This is a genomic window from Nocardia tenerifensis NBRC 101015 (genome assembly GCF_000308715.1).
GTDB lineage: Bacteria > Actinomycetota > Actinomycetes > Mycobacteriales > Mycobacteriaceae > Nocardia > Nocardia tenerifensis.
On sequence record NZ_BAGH01000603.1, the window covers coordinates 12,289 to 32,984 of the forward strand.

16 protein-coding genes are annotated in these 20,696 nt (G+C 68.7%); 9 read left to right on the forward strand and 7 right to left on the reverse strand.

Features of this window, described 5'->3' with window-relative positions; all coding sequences use genetic code 11:
* Positions 1-52 precede the first annotated feature (52 nt).
* Entirely contained in the window at positions 53-1,255 is a 1,203-nt protein-coding gene (locus tag ON39_RS41840) for a cytochrome P450 (RefSeq protein ID WP_040742565.1), read from the reverse strand.
* A 793-nt stretch (positions 1,256-2,048) separates the two neighbouring features.
* Here ON39_RS41840 and ON39_RS41845 point away from each other — a divergent pair.
* On the forward strand, positions 2,049-4,817 hold the full coding sequence (locus tag ON39_RS41845; protein ID WP_169335964.1) for an AAA family ATPase: 2,769 nt from the start codon (positions 2,049-2,051) through the stop codon (positions 4,815-4,817).
* A 15-nt stretch (positions 4,818-4,832) separates the two neighbouring features.
* Here ON39_RS41845 and ON39_RS41850 read toward each other — a convergent pair whose 3' ends face one another.
* Positions 4,833-8,015 carry an MMPL family transporter gene (locus ON39_RS41850; protein WP_040742569.1) on the reverse strand — a complete coding sequence of 1,061 codons (3,183 nt, stop codon included), beginning with the start codon at positions 8,013-8,015 and terminating at the stop codon, positions 4,833-4,835.
* A 273-nt stretch (positions 8,016-8,288) separates the two neighbouring features.
* Here ON39_RS41850 and ON39_RS41855 point away from each other — a divergent pair, with 273 nt between their 5' ends.
* On the forward strand, positions 8,289-8,774 hold the full coding sequence (locus tag ON39_RS41855; RefSeq protein ID WP_040742571.1) for a GNAT family N-acetyltransferase: 486 nt from the start codon (positions 8,289-8,291) through the stop codon (positions 8,772-8,774).
* A 49-nt stretch (positions 8,775-8,823) separates the two neighbouring features.
* Here the strand turns inward: ON39_RS41855 and ON39_RS41860 are convergent, their stop codons facing one another.
* The 5 genes from ON39_RS41860 to ON39_RS41880 form a co-directional block, all read right to left on the reverse strand.
* Positions 8,824-9,363, reverse strand: a complete 540-nt coding sequence (locus tag ON39_RS41860; protein WP_040742572.1) for a hypothetical protein — start codon at positions 9,361-9,363, stop codon at positions 8,824-8,826.
* A gap of 303 nt (positions 9,364-9,666) precedes the next feature.
* Positions 9,667-10,920 carry an MFS transporter gene (locus tag ON39_RS41865; protein WP_040742573.1) on the reverse strand — a complete coding sequence of 418 codons (1,254 nt, stop codon included), beginning with the start codon at positions 10,918-10,920 and terminating at the stop codon, positions 9,667-9,669.
* Positions 10,917-12,497 (reverse strand): FAD-dependent monooxygenase, encoded by a 1,581-nt coding sequence (locus ON39_RS41870; protein WP_083895029.1) that lies wholly within the window; start codon positions 12,495-12,497, stop codon positions 10,917-10,919. The genes ON39_RS41865 and ON39_RS41870 overlap by 4 nt, the downstream gene beginning before the upstream one ends.
* Positions 12,498-12,528: 31 nt before the next feature.
* The gene (locus ON39_RS41875; protein WP_040742575.1) at positions 12,529-13,455 is read right to left on the reverse strand and encodes a VOC family protein; all 927 of its coding nucleotides are present in this window, start codon (positions 13,453-13,455) and stop codon (positions 12,529-12,531) included.
* 2 nt (positions 13,456-13,457) lie between these two features.
* On the reverse strand, positions 13,458-14,330 hold the full coding sequence (locus ON39_RS41880) for a fumarylacetoacetate hydrolase family protein (protein WP_040742576.1): 873 nt from the start codon (positions 14,328-14,330) through the stop codon (positions 13,458-13,460).
* Positions 14,331-14,540: 210 nt separating this feature from the next.
* Here ON39_RS41880 and ON39_RS41885 point away from each other — a divergent pair, with 210 nt between their 5' ends.
* From ON39_RS41885 to ON39_RS41915, 7 genes are all read left to right on the forward strand, one after another.
* On the forward strand, positions 14,541-15,326 hold the full coding sequence (locus ON39_RS41885; protein WP_211336240.1) for an IclR family transcriptional regulator: 786 nt from the start codon (positions 14,541-14,543) through the stop codon (positions 15,324-15,326).
* Between the two features lie 73 nt (positions 15,327-15,399).
* Complete coding sequence (locus tag ON39_RS41890) at positions 15,400-16,056, forward strand: GntR family transcriptional regulator (RefSeq protein WP_040742577.1); 657 nt, start codon at positions 15,400-15,402, stop codon at positions 16,054-16,056.
* A 169-nt stretch (positions 16,057-16,225) separates the two neighbouring features.
* Entirely contained in the window at positions 16,226-16,963 is a 738-nt protein-coding gene (locus tag ON39_RS41895; RefSeq protein WP_040742578.1) for a PIG-L deacetylase family protein, read from the forward strand.
* On the forward strand, positions 16,960-17,916 hold the full coding sequence (locus ON39_RS41900) for a TAXI family TRAP transporter solute-binding subunit (protein ID WP_040742580.1): 957 nt from the start codon (positions 16,960-16,962) through the stop codon (positions 17,914-17,916). Before ON39_RS41895 ends, ON39_RS41900 begins: the two co-directional genes overlap by 4 nt.
* Positions 17,917-17,960: 44 nt before the next feature.
* The gene (locus ON39_RS41905) at positions 17,961-18,953 is read left to right on the forward strand and encodes a cupin domain-containing protein (protein WP_040742582.1); all 993 of its coding nucleotides are present in this window, start codon (positions 17,961-17,963) and stop codon (positions 18,951-18,953) included.
* Positions 18,950-20,047 carry an alcohol dehydrogenase catalytic domain-containing protein gene (locus ON39_RS41910; RefSeq protein WP_040742583.1) on the forward strand — a complete coding sequence of 366 codons (1,098 nt, stop codon included), beginning with the start codon at positions 18,950-18,952 and terminating at the stop codon, positions 20,045-20,047. Before ON39_RS41905 ends, ON39_RS41910 begins: the two co-directional genes overlap by 4 nt.
* A complete protein-coding gene (locus ON39_RS41915) occupies positions 20,044-20,688 on the forward strand; it encodes an MBL fold metallo-hydrolase (protein WP_040742584.1) in 645 nt (214 codons plus the stop codon). Before ON39_RS41910 ends, ON39_RS41915 begins: the two co-directional genes overlap by 4 nt.
* Positions 20,689-20,696: the final 8 nt, after the last annotated feature.

Here is a 20,696-nt window from a genome sequence, read left to right on the forward strand (position 1 = left end):
CTGAACCGGCTGGATCACCCCTCGTAGCGGCTGGGGCGGGTGGAGGCCTCGGTCACCACATCACCGCAAGGGTTTTCGGCCCGCGGACCATCAGACCGACCTTCCATGGCACGTCCTCGAGCGGCACCGCCAGGCGAAGGCTCGGGAACCGGCGCAGCAGGGCGCCGATCGCCTCCTGCAACTCCACTCTGGCCAGCTGCGAGCCGAGGCAGTGGTGCACCCCGTGACCGAACGCCAGATGCGGATTGTGCTGCCGGAGCAGATTCAGCTCGGTGGGGTCGGCGAAGACGTCCTCGTCGCGGTTCGCCGACTGGGCGTTGACGAACACCGACTCGCCGGCCTTGATGGTGACGCCGCCGAGTTCGAGGTCCTCGGTGGCCACCCTCGGCAGCTGGCCGCTGGTGTTGAGCGGCACGAAACGCAGCAGCTCCTCCACCGCGACGGGTACCAATTCGGTTCTGTCATACAGCATTTCCCACTGGTCCCGGTTGGTGAGCAGCAGGTAGACGAAGTTGGCTACCTCGTTCGAGGTGGTCTCGTGGCCCGCGACGAGCAGCTCCTGACTCAAGGTGATGAGCTCGTTCTCGCTCAGCCGATCGTCGTTGTCGCGCGCGTGGACCAGGGCGCCGAGGAGATCGTCGGTCGGGTGCGCCCGGCGCTGCGCGATCAGCTCGATCAGGTAGGAGTCGAGCGCCGAACGGGCGGCGGCGATCTGTTCGGGATCGTAGGCGGTGGTGGTCAGCAGGGCGTCGGAGAAGGCCCGGAACCGGTGTTGGTCCTGCGGTGGGACACCGAGCATTTCGCAGATCACCGTGACCGGCAAGGGCAACGCGAGCCGGCTCACCAGGTCGGCGGGCGGCCCGCATCGTTCGATCTCGGTCAGCTTCTCCTCGACGATCTCCCGCACGCGCGGGCGGAGTTCCTCGACCCTGCGGCTGGTGAACGTCTTGGCGACCAGCTTGCGCAGCCGGCTGTGCTCGGGCGGATCCAGGCTCAGGATCGACGTGGGGCGGGTCGGCGTCGGCATGATCCGCGGCAGGTCGTGGCGGCCGATCGTCACGGCACGGCTGAATCGCTGGTCGGTGAGCACCACTTTGGCGTCGGCGTGCCGGGTGACCAGCCAGCCCTCGCCGCCGTAGGGCAGCTGTACGCGCGAAATCGGGTCGTCCCGGCGGAGTCGCACGAAATTCGGGTCGATTTCGAGCCGGAAGGGGGCGCCGAACGGGTATCGGCGTACCTCGGGCGCCGCGGTCATGCGACGGCCCGGCCGGACGGGGCGTCGCACGACGCCGGGCACTGGAAATCGTCGAATACGACGCTGCTGTTCATTCGTTTCATCAGACCCTCCGAGGCGGTGCGGGAAAAGCGATCCGATTATCAGCACGCGTCGATAAGCGTTATCCCCCTGTCGGTCGCTAAAAGCGACACAGGGGTTCCCTTGCGAGAACGTCCGACGCACCCCAGTCCGGACTGTTTTCACCCCTTGCCCGACCCCGTTGCGCCCGCTTTCAACCACTGTCGAACGCTAATGACCAAAAGGCTTTCAATCGCGGTGGCAAAACTATTATCGCGGCTATTCGACTCATTTCTGAATGTCGGATAATACGGCGAATACCACGAAGAGAACACGCGCGGACACACCCCGCCCGATCGAGCGCGAAATCCATACATATGTATGATTCATGGCGACCGGTCTCTTTCAAGAAACTGGTCAGTCGACCGATATCCGAGCCCATTGCCGGAAAAGTCGGAATCACCCTCTTCGATCTACACCGCACATTTTAATCGGCCCCACTATTATTGGGTTGACAACACCGACCGCCGCGAGGAGGCTCGGATAGTAGGACCCGTCTGGCCGATGGATACCCATGGCGGGGAACGTCTTCGAGACGTCCGGGGAGGGAAAAGTCGATCGATGACGGAGACATCGCGACGGCCGCTCGGGGAGGCCGGCCCGCCGCGCCCGCTCCCGAGGGGAACGGCTAATCATGGCGGACTCGCGTCGCGATTCGAATGATAGGCGTATTGACAAAGGGAGAGGTGCGGACGTGGCTCAGACGCCATACCAGGCCGCGTTGGACTGTCTATCGGCTTCCCTGGACGACGCGATGGGCGGTCCGGGCAGATTTGTCCTCATCAATGGTGGCTGGTCCATCGGTAAGACCACATTACTCACGGAATTCGCACAGCTCGCGGCTCGATCCGGCGCGTGGCTGCTGTATGCGACGGCGTCCGAAACGGAACAGGCCATGCACGGCGCCGTCATCGGTCAATTGTTCGGCAACTCGATACTGCCCGACGAGGCGACCGAACGCGTCACCACGCTGCTGGACTTCACCGAACCGCCGGACGGCGGCGACGCCAGCGATCGGCCTGCGGAAAACGCGCGGCGGATCCGCGAGATATCCAGTGTGCTGCACAATCTCGCCAGGACCCGGCCGGTGGTGATCTGCGTCGACGACATCCAGTTCATCGACGACGAATCCCTGCAACTCCTGCTCGCCGTCCAACGGCGGATAACCTCCTCGCGCATACTGCTCGTCATCGCCGAGCGCGAACCCTATTCCGCGTCCTGGTCGGTCGGGCACGCGGCGGTCGTGCGACACCCGCACCGTTCGGTGCGGCTCGAGCGCTGGTCGACCGCCGAGGTGGTGAACATGCTCACCCAGTGGATGGATCGGGCGACCGCCGAGCGGCAGGCCCCGGCGTGGCACGAACTGACCGGCGGGCATCCGCTGCTGCTCTCGGCGCTGGCCGAGGACCAGGCGCACTTCGGTTCGGCGAGCGGCGATTCGGGCGATGCCGCCCAGCCCACGGTCGGCCGGAAGTATCGGGAGGCCGTGATCGGCTTCGTCTGCCGGTTGGCGCCGCAGCTGATCGAGGTGATGCACGCCGTCGCCGTGCTCGGCGCCGACGCCACCACCGACACGGTCGCCCGCATCACCGACATCAATCAGAACGTCGTCGAGCAGGCGAGCATCATGCTCACCTGCATGGGCCTGCTGCGCGACGGCCGCGTCCGGCACCCGGTCGCCGAGCAGGTCCTGCTGGCGAGCCTGTCCGCGGATCGGACCAACGAACTACAGATACGGACCGCCGAGCTGCAGTACCAACGCGCCGCGTCCTGCGGAACCATCGCGACGCGGCTGCTGGCGGCGGGCAGCGCGCCGACCCCGTGGGCGGTGCGGGTGCTGCGCCTCGCCGCCGATCAGGCGGAGGCCGACGAGGACATCGAGTTCGCCACCCGCTGCCTCGAATTGGCGTTGACCGGCGCCTCCGATCCCCACAGGATCCGGATGACCAGCAAGCTCGTCCTGCTGCACGGGCGCAGGAATCCGTCGATCGCGACCAGGTACGCGTCCACCCTGCACGGCCCGCTCGACCGCGGCGAACTGCAGGCCCGCGACGTGCTCGCGGTGCTGCGCTGCGCGCTCTGGAACGGCGAGAAGGAGATCGTCGCGAAGTGCCTGACCGCGCTGCCGCCGTTGATCGGCTCGCAGGACGGACCCGTCGCGGCGCAGATCCGTACCGCGCGACTCTGGGTGTACGGGCCTGGGCAGGAAGGGTTTCCGGAGTTCGGCAATCCGTCGCGGGTCGGCGACGAGCCGTGGACCGTGGCGGCGAACACGTTGAGCACGGTGCTCACCCACGGCGCGAGCGCGGCCGCCACCGCGAGCGCGGAGCAGGTGCTGCGGAGCTGCCGGCTCGACGACATGGAGTTGGAGGTCGTCGCCGCGGCGATCATGGCGCTGGTCGCCGACGACCGGTTCGACCAGGCCGTCGCCGCCTGCGACCGGCTCATCGACGACGCGGTCCGGCGCAAGTTCCTTACCTGGCAGGCGGTGCTGACCGCGCTGCGCGCCGGGGTGCTGCTGCGGCGCGGCGATCCGGCGTCGGCGGCGCTGCAGGCCGAATCCGCGTTGGCGCTGCTGCCCGTCGAAGGCTGGGGCGCCCTCATCGGCAACCCCCTGACCACGATCTTGCTGGCCAACACCCTCATGGGCAACGTGCAGGCCGCCGACGCCGCGGCCGCGATTCCCGTGCCCGACACCATGTTCGGCACCGTGACGGGGCTGACCTACCTGCACGCCCGCGGCAGATACCACCTCGCGACCGATCGCGTGCTGGCGGCGGTGCGCGATTTCCAGACATGTGGCCGGTTGATGCGCGAGTGGGAGCTGGATGTGCCCGCCTTCATTCCGTGGCGGGTCGACCTGGCCGAGGCCAACCGGCGGCTCGGGCACAACGCGGTGGCCCGGGGTTTGGTGCGACAGCAGCTGAACCAGCGGGTGCCGTTGGATCGGCACACACGCGGTGTCGCGCTGCGGGTACTGGCCGCGTGCAGTCCGCCGCAGCAGCGGGTGGCGCTGCTGCGACAATCCGTCGACTGCCTGCGCGGGCCGGGTGACCGGCTGGAACTGGCCACGGCACTGTCGGAACTGAGCCAGGTCTATCAGGAGGTCGGCGAGCTCGAACAGGCTCGGGCGGTGGCGCGGCGCGCGACGCAGGAGATGAAGACCCACCAGTCGGGGGTGCTGTTCCTGCTGATGGCGGAGGGGCGAGCGGAGGAGGAGGGAGCCGACGAGCGCCAGGACGCCGCGCCGACGCTCAGCGACGCGCAACGACGGGTCGCCGAATTGGCGGCCCTCGGCTACACCAATCGCGATATCAGCCGCCGGCTGTTCATCACGGTCAGCACCGTCGAACAGCACCTGACCAAGGTGTATCGCAAGCTCGGCATCAGCAGCCGGGCCGACCTGCCGACCGCGACGGGCGACCAGGACTATGACGGCCCGGTGGTCGCGACGACACGGTAGCGCAACCGGTTTCGTTCACTCGTCGGCGGCGAAGCACAGCCGGATGTCATGGTCGACCTGGCTGCCGTTGATGGTCACCTGGCTGGTCACCAGCGGATAGCCGCGGGCCACGACGGTGTACTCGCCCTCGGGCAGGTCGGTCACCCGGTAGCGGCCCTGCGCGTCGGTCCGGGTGGTGCTGATGGGCGCGCCGGACCAGTCGAGCACGGTGACCCTGGCGTCGTGGACCGCACGGCCGTCGGCGCGCACCGTGCCCCACAGCATCGCCATGGGGGCCAGCTCCACGTCGAAGGACAGGCGGCCGCTCTCCGGCACGGTCAATGTCGTTGCGGCAGGGCGCATTCGGTCGGCGACCGCGACCAGTGTGTAGGTTCCGGCCAGCACGCCCCGGCAGGCGTAGGCGCCGTCCGCGGCCGTCACGGCGGCGCCGACCACGGCACCGTCGAGATCGGTCACGGTGACCGTGGCGCCGGCGACCGGCTCGCGCGCGGCGGTGCGCACCACGCCCGACAGCTCGCCTGCGCCCCGCAGCGTGATGTCGACGTGGTGCGGGCCGTCGTCCACGGCGGTGACGTTCACCGCGGCCGGTTGCTGCCCGGTCGCCGCGACGATCAGGACGTAGCTGCCCGCCGAGGGCGGCTCGATGAGGTATGCGCCGTCCTTGTCGCCGGTGGTGCGCGAAACTTGTTGCCCGCGTTGGTCGATCAGCGTCAGCGCCGCGTCCGGTACGGGGCGTCCGTCGTCCCGGCGGATACAGCCGCCGATCGTTCTGTCGCCCGGCAGGTCGATGGCGACTCCTGATACCTCGTGCAGCCCAACGCCATTCGCGGCGGATCGTGCGGCGACCATCGGCTCCGGCTCGGAGATTGCGTGCGCGGCAACTTCTTCGGCGGGCTCCGCAGGCTGCTCGGCGACGAGCGGCTGGGCCTGCCGCAGTTTCGCCCCCTCCACATCGATATCCGGCAGAATTCTGTTGAGCCACTTCGGAATCCACCAGGCTCGCCGCCCTATGATCGCCAGTAGCGCCGGGACCAGCACCATGCGCACGACGAACGCGTCGATGGCCACACCGCAGGCCAGCGCGAAGCCCATGGACTTTGCGGTGAGGTCGGATTCCAGCAGGAACGAGCCGAACACCGAGATCATGATGATCGCCGCCGACGTGACGACCCGGGCGCCGTGGTGGTAGCCGGCGACCATGGCGTCCCGCGGCGACTTGCCGTGCACGTACTCCTCGCGCATGCGGGTCACCAGGAACACCTGATAGTCCATGGCGAGCCCGAACACCAAGCCGATCAACATGATCGGCAGGAAGCTGATGATCGGCCGCGGATCGGCGATCAGGCCGAAAGTGCCCTTCTGGAAGATCAATACGGTCGCGCCGAAGGTGGCCGCCATGGACAGCAGGAAGCCAAGCGCCGCGGTGAACGGGACGAGGATGGACCGGAAGACCAAGATCAGAAGGAGGAAGGCCGCGCCCGCCACGATGGCCAGATAGGGGACGATCTTGCCGAGCAGGACGTGGTCCATGTCGGCGTAGATGGCGGTGGTGCCGGTGATGCCGTACGCGAGGCCGTACCGCTGCGCGAGTTCGCCTTCGGCCGCGCGGGCATCGCGCACGAGGTCCTTGGTGTGCTGGTTGTTCGGCCCCGACCTCGGGACGCCGTCGAGCATCGCGCCGAGACCGTTCGCACTGAACTGCGGCGTGGTGACGTAGTCCATCTCCGGGAACTCGGCGAGCCGGTCGCGCAGCGCGGTCACCGCCGTTTCACGTTGGCCCGCAGGCACATTCGTCAGATCGGCGACCACGGTCAGCACGCCGTTGCTGCCCTCGCCGAAACCCGCCGTCCGGATGTCGTAGGCCTGCCGGACCGTGGAGCCGACCGGGTAGCTGTCGTCGCCGGGCAGACCCAACTGCAGGTCGAGCGCCGGGGTGGCCAGCGCGGCCAGCGCCGCCACCGCGATGAGCAGCGCGACCCACGGACGTTTGCCGATCAGGCGGCCGACCCGCATGCCGTTGGTGACGGAGGTGTCGTCCTCCGGGTCGTGCCGGGCCACCAGCGGCAGCTTCGGTGTGAACAGGAAGCGGCCGAAGGCGCCGAGCAGCGCGGGCATGAGGGTGACGGCGGTGAGCACGGCGAAACAGGCCGCGACCGCGCCGCCGAGACCCATGAAGGTCAGGAAGTTGACCCCGACGATGCTCAGCGCGCCGAGGGCGACGATGACGGTGAGACCGGCGAACACCACCGCGGATCCGGCGGTCCCGACCGAAATGCCCGCCGCCTCTTCGGGACTCGGCGCGACGCGCAGCTCGTGCTTGTAGCGGGAGACGATGAACAGCGCGTAGTCGATGGACAGCGCGATACCGATCATCGACGCCAGAAACGTGGTGAAACTGGGTATCTCGATGATCGAGGTGCTCACCGCGATCACCAGCATGGCCGCGCTGAGCCCGGCGACGGCGGTGATGATCGGCACGAACGCGGCCACGACGGCGCCGAAGGCGATCACCATGACGACCAGCGCCACGCCCATGCCGATCATCTCGGCCCGCCCGCTCGGCTGCTCCTGCTTCTGCTCGATGGCTCCGCCGAGTTCGACGGTCAGGCCGCGCTCGCGGGCCGGGCGCGCGACATCGTAGGCGGCGTGCCGTTCTTCCTGGCCGATGTCCATCGACGCGGCGATGTCGAACGGCACCGTCAGCACGGCGACGGTGGCCGGGGCGTCCTTGCTCAGTACGTTGAGCGGCGCGCCGGAGCACAGCGTCGGATCCGGCTTGTCCAGGCAACCCATCGCCTTGGCGGCGTCGACCGGGTTCTTCAGTGCCGCGGCGTCTTTCTCGGTGACGAGCCTGCGCTTGCCGTCCTCGACCGCCAGCGTTTTCAGGTCGGCGATCAACGCGTCGATGGCGGCGCTGTTGTTCTTGTCGGTGAGCTTGGTGCCGTCGCGCGCCTTGATGACGTACGTGCCGCTGACGGCGTCGATTCCGAACTGCGCGGACATGCCGGGGAACTGCCGGTCCAGGATCTCGGTCGCGCGTTCCGACGGCAGCGCCGGCATGCTGAACTCGTCGCTCATCGGCTCGCTCAACAGGCTGCCCGCGATACCGAGCAGGACGAGGAGGACGAGCCAGACCGGCAGCACGATCCACTTGCGGCGGAACGCGAATCTGCCCCAGCGGTACAGGTATACGGACACGAGCGGCTCTCCTAGAGGTAACCGAACTGTGCGAATCCAGGGCCCGTATACAGCACCTTCGCGGCCCGCCGTGCATGCGAACGCCTCCCCGCCGAACGCGCGAAACGGGGCTCACCCACTCCCGCCACCGGAACCCACCGCCGGCAGCTACCCGGCCGATGTTTTACCAGATACACCCTGGTGCCCGTCGGGATTTCGGCGGATTGCCCGTATCGGGTTCACGCGCAACATCCCCGGCACAGTCGCGGTCGAGAAGGGTGACACCCTGATCCGATGATTATCCAGCCGCTGCGCCAGCAGATGATCCCCGAGCTGATCGCCTTGATGCAGTGGGGCGCGCCCTACATCACCCCGCGCACCCACTCCGACTACTGGCTGTACGCGCACCTGTTCTCCTCCACCTGCCCCGTGGCCACCCTCGATGGGCGGCTGGTAGGCGCGACGACCGCCTTCCGCAGCCAGGACGACCCACACGAGATGTACATCCAGGACGTAATGGTCCACCCCGACCACCGCCGACGCGGCATCACCAAGGCACTGCTCGCCCACGTGCGCCAGTGCGCAGCCGACCTCGGTTGCCGCCGCCTCTACCTCACCTCCGAACCAGACAACCCCGCCGCCCACCACACCTGGTCAGCCCTCGGCTTCCGAAACCTCCCCGGCGACAACACCATTGGCGACATCTCGATCATCACCGACTTCAAGGGACCGGGCAGATCACGAGCGGTATACGAGCTGACGCTCGAACGCGACCTCTAATCGGCACAGAGCAATGGCCGTACAGTCAAGCCGAACGAGCACGGTGTGCTCAAGAGAGTTTCACTCGGTCGAGAATGGACTTGATCAGCGGCTGTTGGGCGTCGCAACTGGCCGTCGACGTGTCGTCCAAGTCGACCGTTCGCTTGGTGGTCGCCGGCGCGATCGTCACACTCAGCCTCGCGTCGTCGTAGAAAACGGAGGCGTTGCAAGTTCCGCCTTTTTCCTCCGTGACCAACGCCGATTTCCCGGCCACGTCCATGGTGCGCAGGACAGGCAGCATGGCAGGCTCCATGCGACGCACCGGCGAGTCCGGGCCATAGTTGCGATCGGTCAGGCTGACCGTCACGTAATCCCCCCAACGGCAACCGATGCTGTCGACATCCGCGGCCGCCGTTTTAGTGCGGTCGACGCGCTGCGGGGCAGTCACATCGCCACTCGAGTTGTAAGACAGCGCCTCCACCTGCGCCTTGTCGACCAGTGCGCACAAATCGATATCACGCCAACCCTTGGCCGTCGCGGCGTCGTCACCACAGCCGGGCAGAGCCAGACCAACCACCACAATGCCTACACTCCACGCAATCCGCTTCATCAGCTACACCAACCAACTCTTCGGTGGTCCGAGTTCGATTAGCCGGATAACCTCCGGGGGCCGAGTCGCAACGGGGTGCAAGCGAGCCCTGTCGGACCGGAGGCCGGTAGGGGCAAGTGAGGTTTCCTGACGATTCCTCGGTTCGACTGATACCAGAAACAGTGGCGGATAGATGGTTCGGCGTCCTGCGGAAGCGAGCCGCCGAACTTCATCGCACCGGCGAAATGTGGACAGGTATCGATGATTCGACGGTAAGCGTTCTGCGTGGCCGCCCCTCGCGACGGGGGTCGAGGGCGGCGCCGGTCAGTCTGGTATCGGGTGGGTTGTGGGTTGGTGGAGGAGGGGGGCTGGTGGGGTGATGGACTCGGGGGGTGTGAGGGTTCGGGGGAGGAAGGAGGTGGTGGCGGCGCCTAGGAGGGCGGGGATGGTGAAGGCTAGGAAGCCGGCTCGGGGGGACGCGATCAGGGTGGTGGCGAGGGAGAGGTAGGTGGGGCCGGCTATGGCGCCGAGGCGGCCGACGCCGAGGCCGAAACCCAGTGCGGTGCCGCGGAGGCGGGGTGGATAGTAGGCGCTCATGGCGGCTATGACCATGTTCTGGCAGCCGAGGGAGCCCAGGCCGGCTAGCGCGGAGACGATGAGCAGCAGCGGGCGCGGCTGGTTGGTGCTGAGGGTGAGCAGGGCGACGGCCGCGAGGGCGAAGGTGCCCATGGTGACCAGTTTGAGTTTGCCGCGGTCGGCGAACACGGCGGCGCCGAGGCCGCCGAGGCTGGCGCCGATGGTGAAGGCGATCAGGAACTCGAGCGACGAGCTGAGGTTGTATCCGTTCTTCATCATGATCGTCGGCAGCCACGCGGTGGTGCTGTACACCAGCGCCATGCTCATGAAGGTCGCGATCCAGAACAGGATGGTGTCGCGGCGGATACGCGGCGAGAGCAGCGTCGAAACGCGTTCGGGCGCTGCGTCTTCGCGACGATGCGGCGCTTCGGCGGGCACCCACCGCCAGATCACCGGCGCGAGCAGGATCGGCACGGCGCCGATGAGGAACAGGGTCTGAAAGTGATGATCCGGCAACAGCAATCGGCCGAGGAACGCCGAGGCGGTGCCGCCGACGCCGATGGAGCCGAGCGCGATCGCCAGGTGCAGGGTGCGCCGGTGCGCGGGCGCCCCGTCGGTGACGAACGCGCTCACCAGCGGCGCGAGCGCGCCGATGCCGATACCGGTGCAAAACCTTGCGGCACTGAGCGTTTGCAGGTCGGACACGAAGGCGGCGGCGAGCATGGACGCCGATATCCAGCAGACGGCGACGACCATCGGCGTGCGCCGCCCCCACCGATCGGCGGCCCAGCCCGCGAGGATGGAGCCGATCGGCATGCCGAGGGCGGTGATGCTGCCGAGGGTTCCGAGGGTGGCGGGGCTCGCGCCCCAGGACCGATCGTGCAGCAGGCTCGGGCCGATGGTGCCGAGGGTGAACAGGTCATAGCCGTCGACGAACAGGATGGCGCAGGCCAGAATCAGGACGACCGCTTGTCGTCGGGGCGCGGGCAGGGATGTGGTCATGGGACTTCCTTGTCTGTGACCAGGTGTGCGTGGTGACTGGTGGCGACCAGGTGCGGCGACGGATGACCGATCGCCCGCCGCAACACCTCCCGAGGATCGCGGGGGTCGTCGCCGGCCCAGGCGACGTGTTGATCGGGCCGGACGAGCGCGAGACCGGTCGCCGGATGATCAACCAGCTTCAGCGGGATGCCCTCGGCCGCAGCGGCTTCGGCGAACGCGGCGACGATCGGCTCGGTCAGGTCTCCGACGAGGGAGAACTCGTCGCCGAGGTGATCGTAGAGCGAGTCGCCGGGCCCGAGCCATCGGTGCGGCAGCCGGCCGCCCGCCTCGCCGATGACGAGCGGCGATCCCCGATAGCTGTAGCCGAGAACGAGGTCCAGACTGTGGAATTCGCCGTCCTTGGCCCGCTGAACGGCGGCGGCGACCGCGGGACGGATCGACTCGAACTCGGCCTCGGTCCCGGCCAACCGTTCATCGGTCAGTTCGGGCGCGAGCGTGGCCATATTCCGCGCCGCTTCGGCGATCGTCTGTGCCGCAACGGGTTTGCGTTCGGTCTCGTAGCTCGCGAGCAATTCCGTCGGCGCCCAGCCGTTGAGCACCGCCGCGAGCTTCCAACCGAGGTTGACCGCGTCGCCGATGCCGGTGTTGAAACCGTGCCCGCCCCAGGGCGGATTGAGGTGCGCGGCGTCGCCGGCGAGGAACACCCGATCGGTGCCGTACCGATCGGCCAAGAGCAGCTTGGCTTTCCACGGATCGGTGGCGATGATCTCGGCGTCGATGTCCGCGCCGACCAACGCCCGGACGATCCGCAGGGGATCTCGCTCGCCGTCCTCGGCGGTGACGCCCTGGGCGATGCACCACCAGGTGTCTTCCAGGTCCAACCGTCCGACCAGACCCGGCTGCTCGGGATGCAGGACCCAGTAGTGCACCGCGGGCCCGTGCGGCACCCGCTCGGCGAGGCCGGGCGCGCGAAAAACGATATTGAAGTTGGGGCGTTCGTCCGCGCTGCCTTCGTATTCGGCCCCGATGGCGGCGCGCACGGTACTCCACGCGCCGTCCGCACCGACGACGTAGTCGGCGCGGACGGTACCCGCCTCTCCGTCCGGTCCGGACAGGACGGCGGTCACGCCCGCCGGGTCCTCGGACAGTGCGGTCGCCGACCACCCGAGGCGCAGCTCCGAGATCGAGCCGGTCACCGCCTCCCGCAGCACTCGCTCGATAGTCGGCTGGCTCACCTGCTGCCCGGGCTCCGCGACGAGATCGTCACCGGTCAGGTCGAGCCCGAAACACCCATGAAATCGGGTGATTTCGCGATTCAGCAGCCCGGTGGTGAACACCGCCTGATCCGACCACGACACGGGTAGCGCGGCGCGGGCACGCACGGTCTCGGCCAGTCCCCAGCGGCGGAACAGCTCCATCGTCCGCGCGGAGGTGGTCTTGGCGCGGGGCCGCAGCCACGACACGTCCTGCCGGGGCTCGACCACCAGGGAGCGCACACCGTGATGCGCGAGCTCCGCGGCGGTCGCCAAACCGGCGGGGCCGCCACCCACGACCAAGACGGGGATGTGCTCGAACACGTTCAAATTCCTTCGGTAGACATCGTTTACGTCACCCGCGAGTGGAGTGCGCCCCGGTCATCAGCGCGGCGAGATCGTCGGGCTCCAGGAACGAGGGCGGAGGCGGCGGACCCCACGCGTACAGCCCTTGCAGCCCCTCGAGCACCTGCGGGGACCACAGCTCGTCCTCGGGAATGGTGTCCATGTCGGAGTAGTACTCGGAGAAGTTGCCCGCCGGATCCTTGAGATACCAGAAGAAGTTCGCGCCCGCGAAGTGCCGGCCGAGCCCCCAGGTGTGGCGCTCGGGATGCTCGGTGAGCATCGCCTGCGCGCCGCGCCCGACCTCGTCGACGTCGTCGACCTGCCAGCTCGTGTGGTGCATGAAGTCGACGGGCGCGGCCATGACGAGCACATTGTGGTGCTCGACCGAGCACCGCAGGAACGCCGCCTTGTCCCCCATGTAATCGCTGATCTTGAAGCCGAGGCCGTCGGTGAAGAACTGGCGCGTGGTGTGCAGGTCGGTGCTGCCGATGACGACGTGGCCGAGCTTGCGCGGCCGGACCGGCTCGGTGCGGGTGAGGAAAGGCGCTCTCCCCCAACGGTCTATCCGGTCCGGTCCGTTGTAGAGCGGGCGGGCCACCGGCGGGTCGACGTGGACGCGCGGCCGGACGGCGACGACGACGGGCGTGCCGGTCACCGGCTCGATCGCGCGTACCGCGTCGGCGCGCTGCTCGACGGGGACGCCGTGGGCGGCGAGCCTGCGCGCGGTCGCGGCGATGTCGTCGGAGGTGTCCGCGGCGACGGTGAGTTCGAGTAGGCGACGAGTCGGGGCGTGGGCGATGCGCAACTGATCGCCGCCCGCGCTGGTGGCGAAGACTCCCGCGCCGCGGTGCTCGAGCCCGAATTCGGTGTAGTAGCCGATGGTCTCGGCGACATTGGGCACCCCGATGCTGACCTGGGCGAGTCCGTGCAGGGCCATGACTACTCCGTTTCCGTTGCGGGCCGGAAGGTTTGGTTCAGTTCGCCGATGCCCTCGATCCAGCTGTGCAGCCGCTGTCCCGGCTGAACGAACCGCTGCGGGTCTCGGCCGACGCCGACGCCCGACGGCGTGCCGGTGAAGACGACGTCGCCCGGGTAGAGCGTGACGGTGCGGGACAGCGCCGAGATCAACGCGGGGACATCGAAAATGAGGTCGCGGGTGCGCCCCTTCTGCACCTCCTCGCCGTCCAGCGTGCAGCCGAGCTCGAGATCGCCGGGGTCGTCGAACTCGTCCGGCGTGACCAGCCACGGCCCCTGCGGCGCGAAGCCGGGGAACGACTTGCCGAGCCCGAATTGCGGTGCGGGTCCGCGCAGTTGGGACACCCGCTCGGAGATGTCCTGTCCGACGGTGAGTCCCGCGACGTGCCCCCAGGCCGCGCTCGCGTCGACGCGACGCCCCTCGCGGCCGATCACCACGACGAGTTCGACCTCCCAGTCGACGTTTCCCCCCTCCGGCAGCGTGACCTCGGTGTCGGGGCCGGTAAAGGCGGAGACGTACTTGGTGAACACCGGCGGCAGATCGGTCGGCGAGGCGAAGCCGGACTCGGCGGCGTGCGCGTGATAGTTGAGCCCGACGGCGAAGACCTGCCTGGGCGACGGGGAGGGCGCGCCGAGCAGCCGCCGATCGAGCGGAATCCCCTGACTGTCGGTGCTCAGGGAGGCTGTCCAACCGAGGAAGTCGGCCCAATCGCGGTACAGCGCGGGCAGGTCGGGGCCGAATCGACCGTCGGAAATTGCCGCGATGTCGAGGACGCGCGGCTCCGCCCGCGGCCCGACGAGCAGGGCGGCTCGTTCGTTGTAGTTGGCGATGCGCATCGTGGTGTGCCTTTCGTCGCGTGGGTGTGGGCCGACTACCCGCGGGGTCGCCGCCAGCGTTGCGGCGACGTAACTGGGCGCGGTCGAGCGAGTCCGATCGGTGGTCCGCGGGCGGCGGGAGCCGGACTCGAAGCGATGACCTATCTTTTGTCCCGTGGTAGCCGTCACAGTCGCGCTATTCCACTCAGTGGCACAAATGGGAGTGAAGTCGTGGTCGACGAGGGTTCAGCGGTACCGGCCAAGCACGCGGGAGAGCCGGTGCTGGACCGCGCGTTCCGGGTGCTGGGCGCGTTCTCCGCGGCCGAGGACAGCCTGTCGCTGACCTCGCTGAGCGTGCGCAGCGGCCTGCCCAAGTCGACCGCACTGCGCATGGCGACCAGGCTGGTGGAGCTCGGCGCGCTGGAGCGCACCGCCGAGGGCCGCTACGTCATCGGCCTGCGCCTCTACGAGATCGCCTCCCTCGCCCCGCGCAGCCACGGCCTGCGCGCCCTCGCCCTGCCCTACCTCGAGGATCTGCACCTGGCGACCGGCCAGCACGTGCTGCTGGCGGTGCGCGACGGCCACGAGGCCGTGCTGATCGAGCGCCTCTCGGCGCATCAGGCGGGCCGGGTGATGTATCGGGTGGGCGGGCGAATGCCGTTGCACGCCACCGGCGTCGGCCTCGCGCTGCTCGCGCACGCGCCGGGCGAGGTGCAGGACGAGGTGCTCGCCGGGGATCTCTCGCTGCAACCGGAGAATGTGGTGCGCTCGCCGCAAGAGCTGCGGCGACTGCTGGCCCAGGTGCGCACGGAGGGCATCGCGATGACCACACGCCCGTTCCCGGACCCGATGGTCTCGGTGGCCGCGCCGGTCATCGGCGCTCGCCGCGCGGTGGTCGCCGCGCTGTCGGTGGTCGCTCCCTTGGGTTCGGCGGACGCGGCCTCGCTGCGCCCCGCGGTGGTCGCGGTCGCGCGAGCCATCTCGCGGCAGCTCGGCCACCAGGAACGGCCGCGGTAGCAAAATTGTTGCCAATATCTTTGGCATAATTCCCGACAATATGGTTGCCGGATAACTCAGGACGGGGCGGTCAGTGTCGGAGCGCAGCGAGCTCGCGCGGGGAGCGCAGGGCAAAGCCATTGCGGTGGATCGGCTTCGCCAGGTCATCCGGCGGGGCGCGGTGGTGCCCGGGCAGCGGTTGGTCGAGGCGGAGCTGGTCGAGCAGTTCGGGGTGACGCGGGGCAGCGTGCGCGCGGCGATCGATGAACTCATCACCGAGGGACTCATCGAACGGATCCACAACCGGGGCGCCAGAGTGCGTACGGTATCGCGGCAGCAGGCGGTGGAGATCCTCGAGTGCCGCAAGGTGCTGGAGGGGCTGATCGCCGCCAAGGCGGCGGAGCGGGCCGAGCCGGCGGACATCGAGCGACTGCGCGACTACGCGCAGCGGCTGACGGCCTCGGTGCGCGACGGCGAGCCGCTGGAGTACTCGAGCCTCAACCACGAGCTGCACGGCGCGCTCGCCGAGATCGCCGGGCAGGCGACGGCGGCCGACCTCATCGATCGTCTCAACGCGCAGATCGTGCGCCATCAGTTCCAGTTGTCGCTGCGGGCGGGGCGCCCGCAGGTCTCGCTCGGCGAGCATCTCGCGGTGGTGGACGCGGTGATCGCCGGCGACGCGGCCGCGGCCGAGCGCGCCATGCGCGACCATCTGGACAGCGTCATCGCCGCCCTCGGCGACCCGGACTGAACAGCCGCTTCCGGAAAGACGCTGGTAACAAGGCCTTTCACTTCGCGCGGCAATTTGTCGATGAAATTGTTGACGATTCTGTTCACATACGTTTACGGTGGTGGACGGACGCGCGATGAGGACGTCCACCGGCCCGCACGGGCCGGTTGTGCACGAGTGAGGTGGGCCGATGGCCGAGAACACATTCGAATCGCTGCTGGTGATCAGCGCCCACGCGGGCGACTTCGTCTGGCGGGCGGGCGGGGCCATCGCACTGGCCGCCGCGCGTGGCGCGCGAGTCACGGTGGCCTGCTTGAGCTTCGGCGAACGCGGCGAGTCCGCGAAGGCCTGGCGCGAGGGCAAGAAGCTGGACGAGATCAAACAGCTGCGCCGGGGCGAGGCGGAGCGCGCGGCCGAGGTGCTCGGCGCCGACATCCGCTTCCTGGACGCGGGCGACTACCCGCTGGTCGAATCGCCCGAACTGGTCGACTCCCTGGTGCGCATCTACCGCGAGACCACCCCGACGGCGGTGCTCACCCACACCCTGGTCGACCCCTACAACGGCGACCATCCGGCCGCCGCGCGCATGGCGATGAACGCCCGAATCCTCGCCCAGGCCGTCGGTTACGACGCGCCCGGCGACCCGCTCGGCGCGCCGCCGGTGTTCAGTTTCGAACCTCATCAATCCGAGATGTCGGGGTTCCGCCCAGATGTGTTGCTGGACATCACCGAGGTGTTCGACACCAAGCGCGACGCGATGCGCTGTCTCGGTGCGCAGCAACACATGTGGACCTACTACGAGGATCTCGCCGCCCGCCGCGGCATGCAGCTCGAGCGCAACGCCGGCCCGAATCTCGGTGTGCGCCAGGGCACCCGGAGCGAGGCGTTCGTGCGCCACTACCCGCACGTGACGGACCGGCTGTCGTGACCCGCCCCGAGGAACCCCGCCTGCGACGCTCGCTGACCCTGCACCTCAAGGGCGACTGGGGAACCGCGAACCTGCACCGGGTCTGCGGATGGGTCTCCCAGGAGCTCACCGACCGCAGCGGCCCGCACACGCGCATCGCCATCTGGAACGGGCGCGGCGGCGCCGACTCGGTGCGCGCCGTCGGCCGCGGCGAGGTCGATATCGCGCTGACGACGCCGGCCGCCTTCGCGGCGGCCGCGCTGGATGGACGCGGCGTGTACAGCGACGAGTTCTACCCAGAACTCCGGGCACTGGGCACCGTGCCGCAACGGGATCGTCTCGTCGTCGCCGTCCACAAGTCGCTCGGCGCACCGACATTCGCCGAACTGCGGGAGCGCAAACCACGGCTGACGGTGGCGACCTCGATCGACGACGGCGTGAATCTCGTCGGCCTCTCCGCCCACCTGCTGCTCGCCCGGGCCGGGATCGACGTGGTCGGCTGGGGTGGTGAGTTCCTGGAGGACGAGCGCCCTTTCGAGTCCTTCGACCATATGCTGTCCGGTCGCGCGAACGTCATCGTGCACGAGGCGGTCATGCTGCCGCACTGGCAGCAGTTCGGCCCGGACTTCGACTTCCTGGAGGTCGAGCCGGAGGTGCTCGCCGGACTCGCCGACGACTTCGGCTGGCCCGCCGCCACGGTGGCCGACGGATTCTTCCCCGGCCGCAGCGCGTTTCGCACGCTGGACTTCTCCGACTTCCTGATGCTCACCCGCGACGACCTGCCCGACGACGTCGCCTACGCGATCGCCTGGATCCTCGGCGAGACCCGCGCCGTCATCGAACGGCAATACCGGCACCTGCCGCCGGAGCGCAGCCCCATCACCTACCCGTTGGACCCGATCACCATGGGGCGCACGCCCATTCCGCTGCACCCGGGCGCCGAGCGTTACTACCGCGCGCTGCCGTCGACCTGACAACCGCAGCGCCGCAATTTGATTAAAGAGACAAGGAGGTCTCCATGCATGTCGTCGAGGACGTCGTGGTCATGGGATCCGATCAACCGCTGTACAGCGTCGAGCGTGACGAGCATCTGCTGCTCTCCCCGCCGCATCCCGGCCGAGGCGGCAAGCAGCTGTGGAGCGATCACCCGCCGCTGACCGTGGTGCACTTCCCGCAGCAGTACGAGCCCCGGCCGTTCGCCCCACCCCGCGGCGTCTACGAGAACGACGAGAGCCGCGTCGAATGGCAGACGATGAACGGCAGACAGCCGTTCTACCATCGCAACTGCGACGTCGAGGAGATCGGCTACCAGATCGCCGGCGAACGCACACTGCTGAGCGAGCTCGGCATCATCGAGTTCCAGCCCGGCGAGTTCTCCCGCATCCCGCGCGGCGTCGCCCACGACAACTACGGCCGGCAGGACAGCCATCTCCTGTTCTACCTCGCGGCCCCGGCGACCGAGCTCGTCGCGGGAGTGCGTACCTCGCAACCGGTTTCGCCGCCGTTCCCCGGCTGGGAGCCCGGCCCGGTCAACGAATCGGTCACCCAGTGCATGGGCGCGCACGGCCACGACATCACCATGTTCCCCGTCGACGAGCAGTTGCTGCTCGACCGAGTCCATCAGGAGCGGGAGCGGATGGCCGTCCTGCGCGGCGGCGACGAGCCCGGCCGGACCTGGCTGTACGAGGTGCCGAAGATGCGGCTCGGCACAGTCACTGTCGAGCCCGGCGCGCCGCGTCGCTACCGCCGCACCCTCGACGCCGACGAGATCCAATACCAGGCGAGCGGGCGCCGCACGCTGATCACCCAGCGCGGCATCGTCGATCTCGGCCCGGGCGATTTCGTGCGCATCCCCCTCGGCGTCGCGCACGCCAACGTGAACATCGAAGCCGGGCAGTACATCACGCTGCTGTCGCACCGAGAACTTCCCCAGGTCGCCGAGACCGCCCGCACCGCCGACCCCTATTCACCGCAACGGCTGGCGTCCGCCACCGGAGAGGCCGACCGATGACCACCATGCTCGCCGCCCGCGCCCATCACAGCTCGAACGCCCTTGTTCTCGAACAGATTCCGGTTCCGGAACCGGGCCCGGTCGACGTGGTCGTCCAGGTCGCCTCCGCCGGATTGGCGACCGGCATGATGCGGCTGCTGGAATCCGGTGCGTTCAAACACCTTCCGACCACCCTCGGCCACGAGGCCGCGGGCACGGTGACGGCGATCGGCGCCGAGGTCACCGACGTCGCGATCGGCGACCGCGTGCGGATGCACCCGAACCTGAACTGCCGCGACTGCGGATACTGCCGCACCGACCGCGACATGATGTGCGCGCAGCAGGCGATGGTCGGCCACGCCGCCTTCGGAAACCGGGCGCTGCCGCTGTACGACGAGTACCACAACGGCGGCCTCGCCGAGTACGTCCGCGTCCCGCACTGGCTGATCGACCCGCTGCCCGACCGGGTCGGCTTCGACGTCGGCGCCAAGGTGCACGATCTGGCCAACGCGGTGCGCGCGCTGAAATGCGCTGAGCCCTCGCTGGGTTCGACCGTGGTGGTCACCGCGGCCACCGGCACCATGGGCACCGCGACCATCAAACTCGCCGAGCACTTCGGCGTCGGCCGCCTGGTGCTGGTCGCGCGCGACGCACAGCGGCTCGACGCGGTGCGCGGCCTGGCGGGGCGGGTCGACACCGAGGTCGTCGCGCTGGACGAGCTCCCCGACTGGGCCTCGACGAACGGGCTCACCCGACGCCTGCGCGAGATCGTGCCCGAGGGCGCGGAAGCCGTGCTCGACTACATCCCGGACGGTCCGGCGACGGGCCAGGCCATGGGCGCGCTCGCGACCGGCGGCACGCTGGTGCACATGGGCGCCAACAGCACGCCGCTGCCGTTCACCCCGCAGGCGATGATGATCAACTGCTGGCGCTACGTCGGCACCCGGGCGTGCACCCGCAACGACGCGCGAGAAGTGTTGACGCTTCTGGGTTCCGGCGCTCTCGTCGCCGATGAGCTCATCACCCAGCGCTTCGCGCTCGCCGACACCGTGGCCGCGATCGAGGCAATGCAGCGCCGCAGCGAACCGATGTGGATGACGGTGGTCAATCCGTGAACGTCACCCACTACGGACACGCCTGCGTACTGATCGAGCTGGGCGACAAGCCGATTCGGGTGTTGATCGACCCCGGCAGCTACTCCCGCGATTTCGAGGACCTGCGTGACCTCGATCTGATCCTGTTCACCCACGCACACCCCGATCACCTCGACACGAACCGGCTGCCTGCGCTGCTCGAGCACAACCCGGCGGCGCGAATCGTCCACGGCCACAGTGCCGCCGACGCGCTCGCCGACTATTCGGCGCGGACTCACCTCACCCACCCCGGCGACACGGTGCGGCTCGCCGGGATCGAGATCGCCGTCACCGGAGGCGAACACGCGTGCGTCCACCCGGACCTGCCCGGCTCGGACAACAACGGCTATCTCATCGCGGGCGCGGTCTTCCACCCCGGCGACGCGTTCGACCCACCGCCCGCCGCCGTGGACACCCTCCTCCTGCCCGCGGGTGGACCATGGATGAAGGTCGGTGAAGGCGTCGACTACCTGCGCGCCGTCGCGCCGCGCATCGCCATCCCGATCCACCAGGCGGGCCTCGCCGAGGTCCATCAGCGGATGCACCACCACCTCCTCGGGAGTTTGGCTCCTGAGGGCACCGAGGTCATCGTGCTGGAACACGCGGTGGCCCGGACGTTGTGAACTAGGAG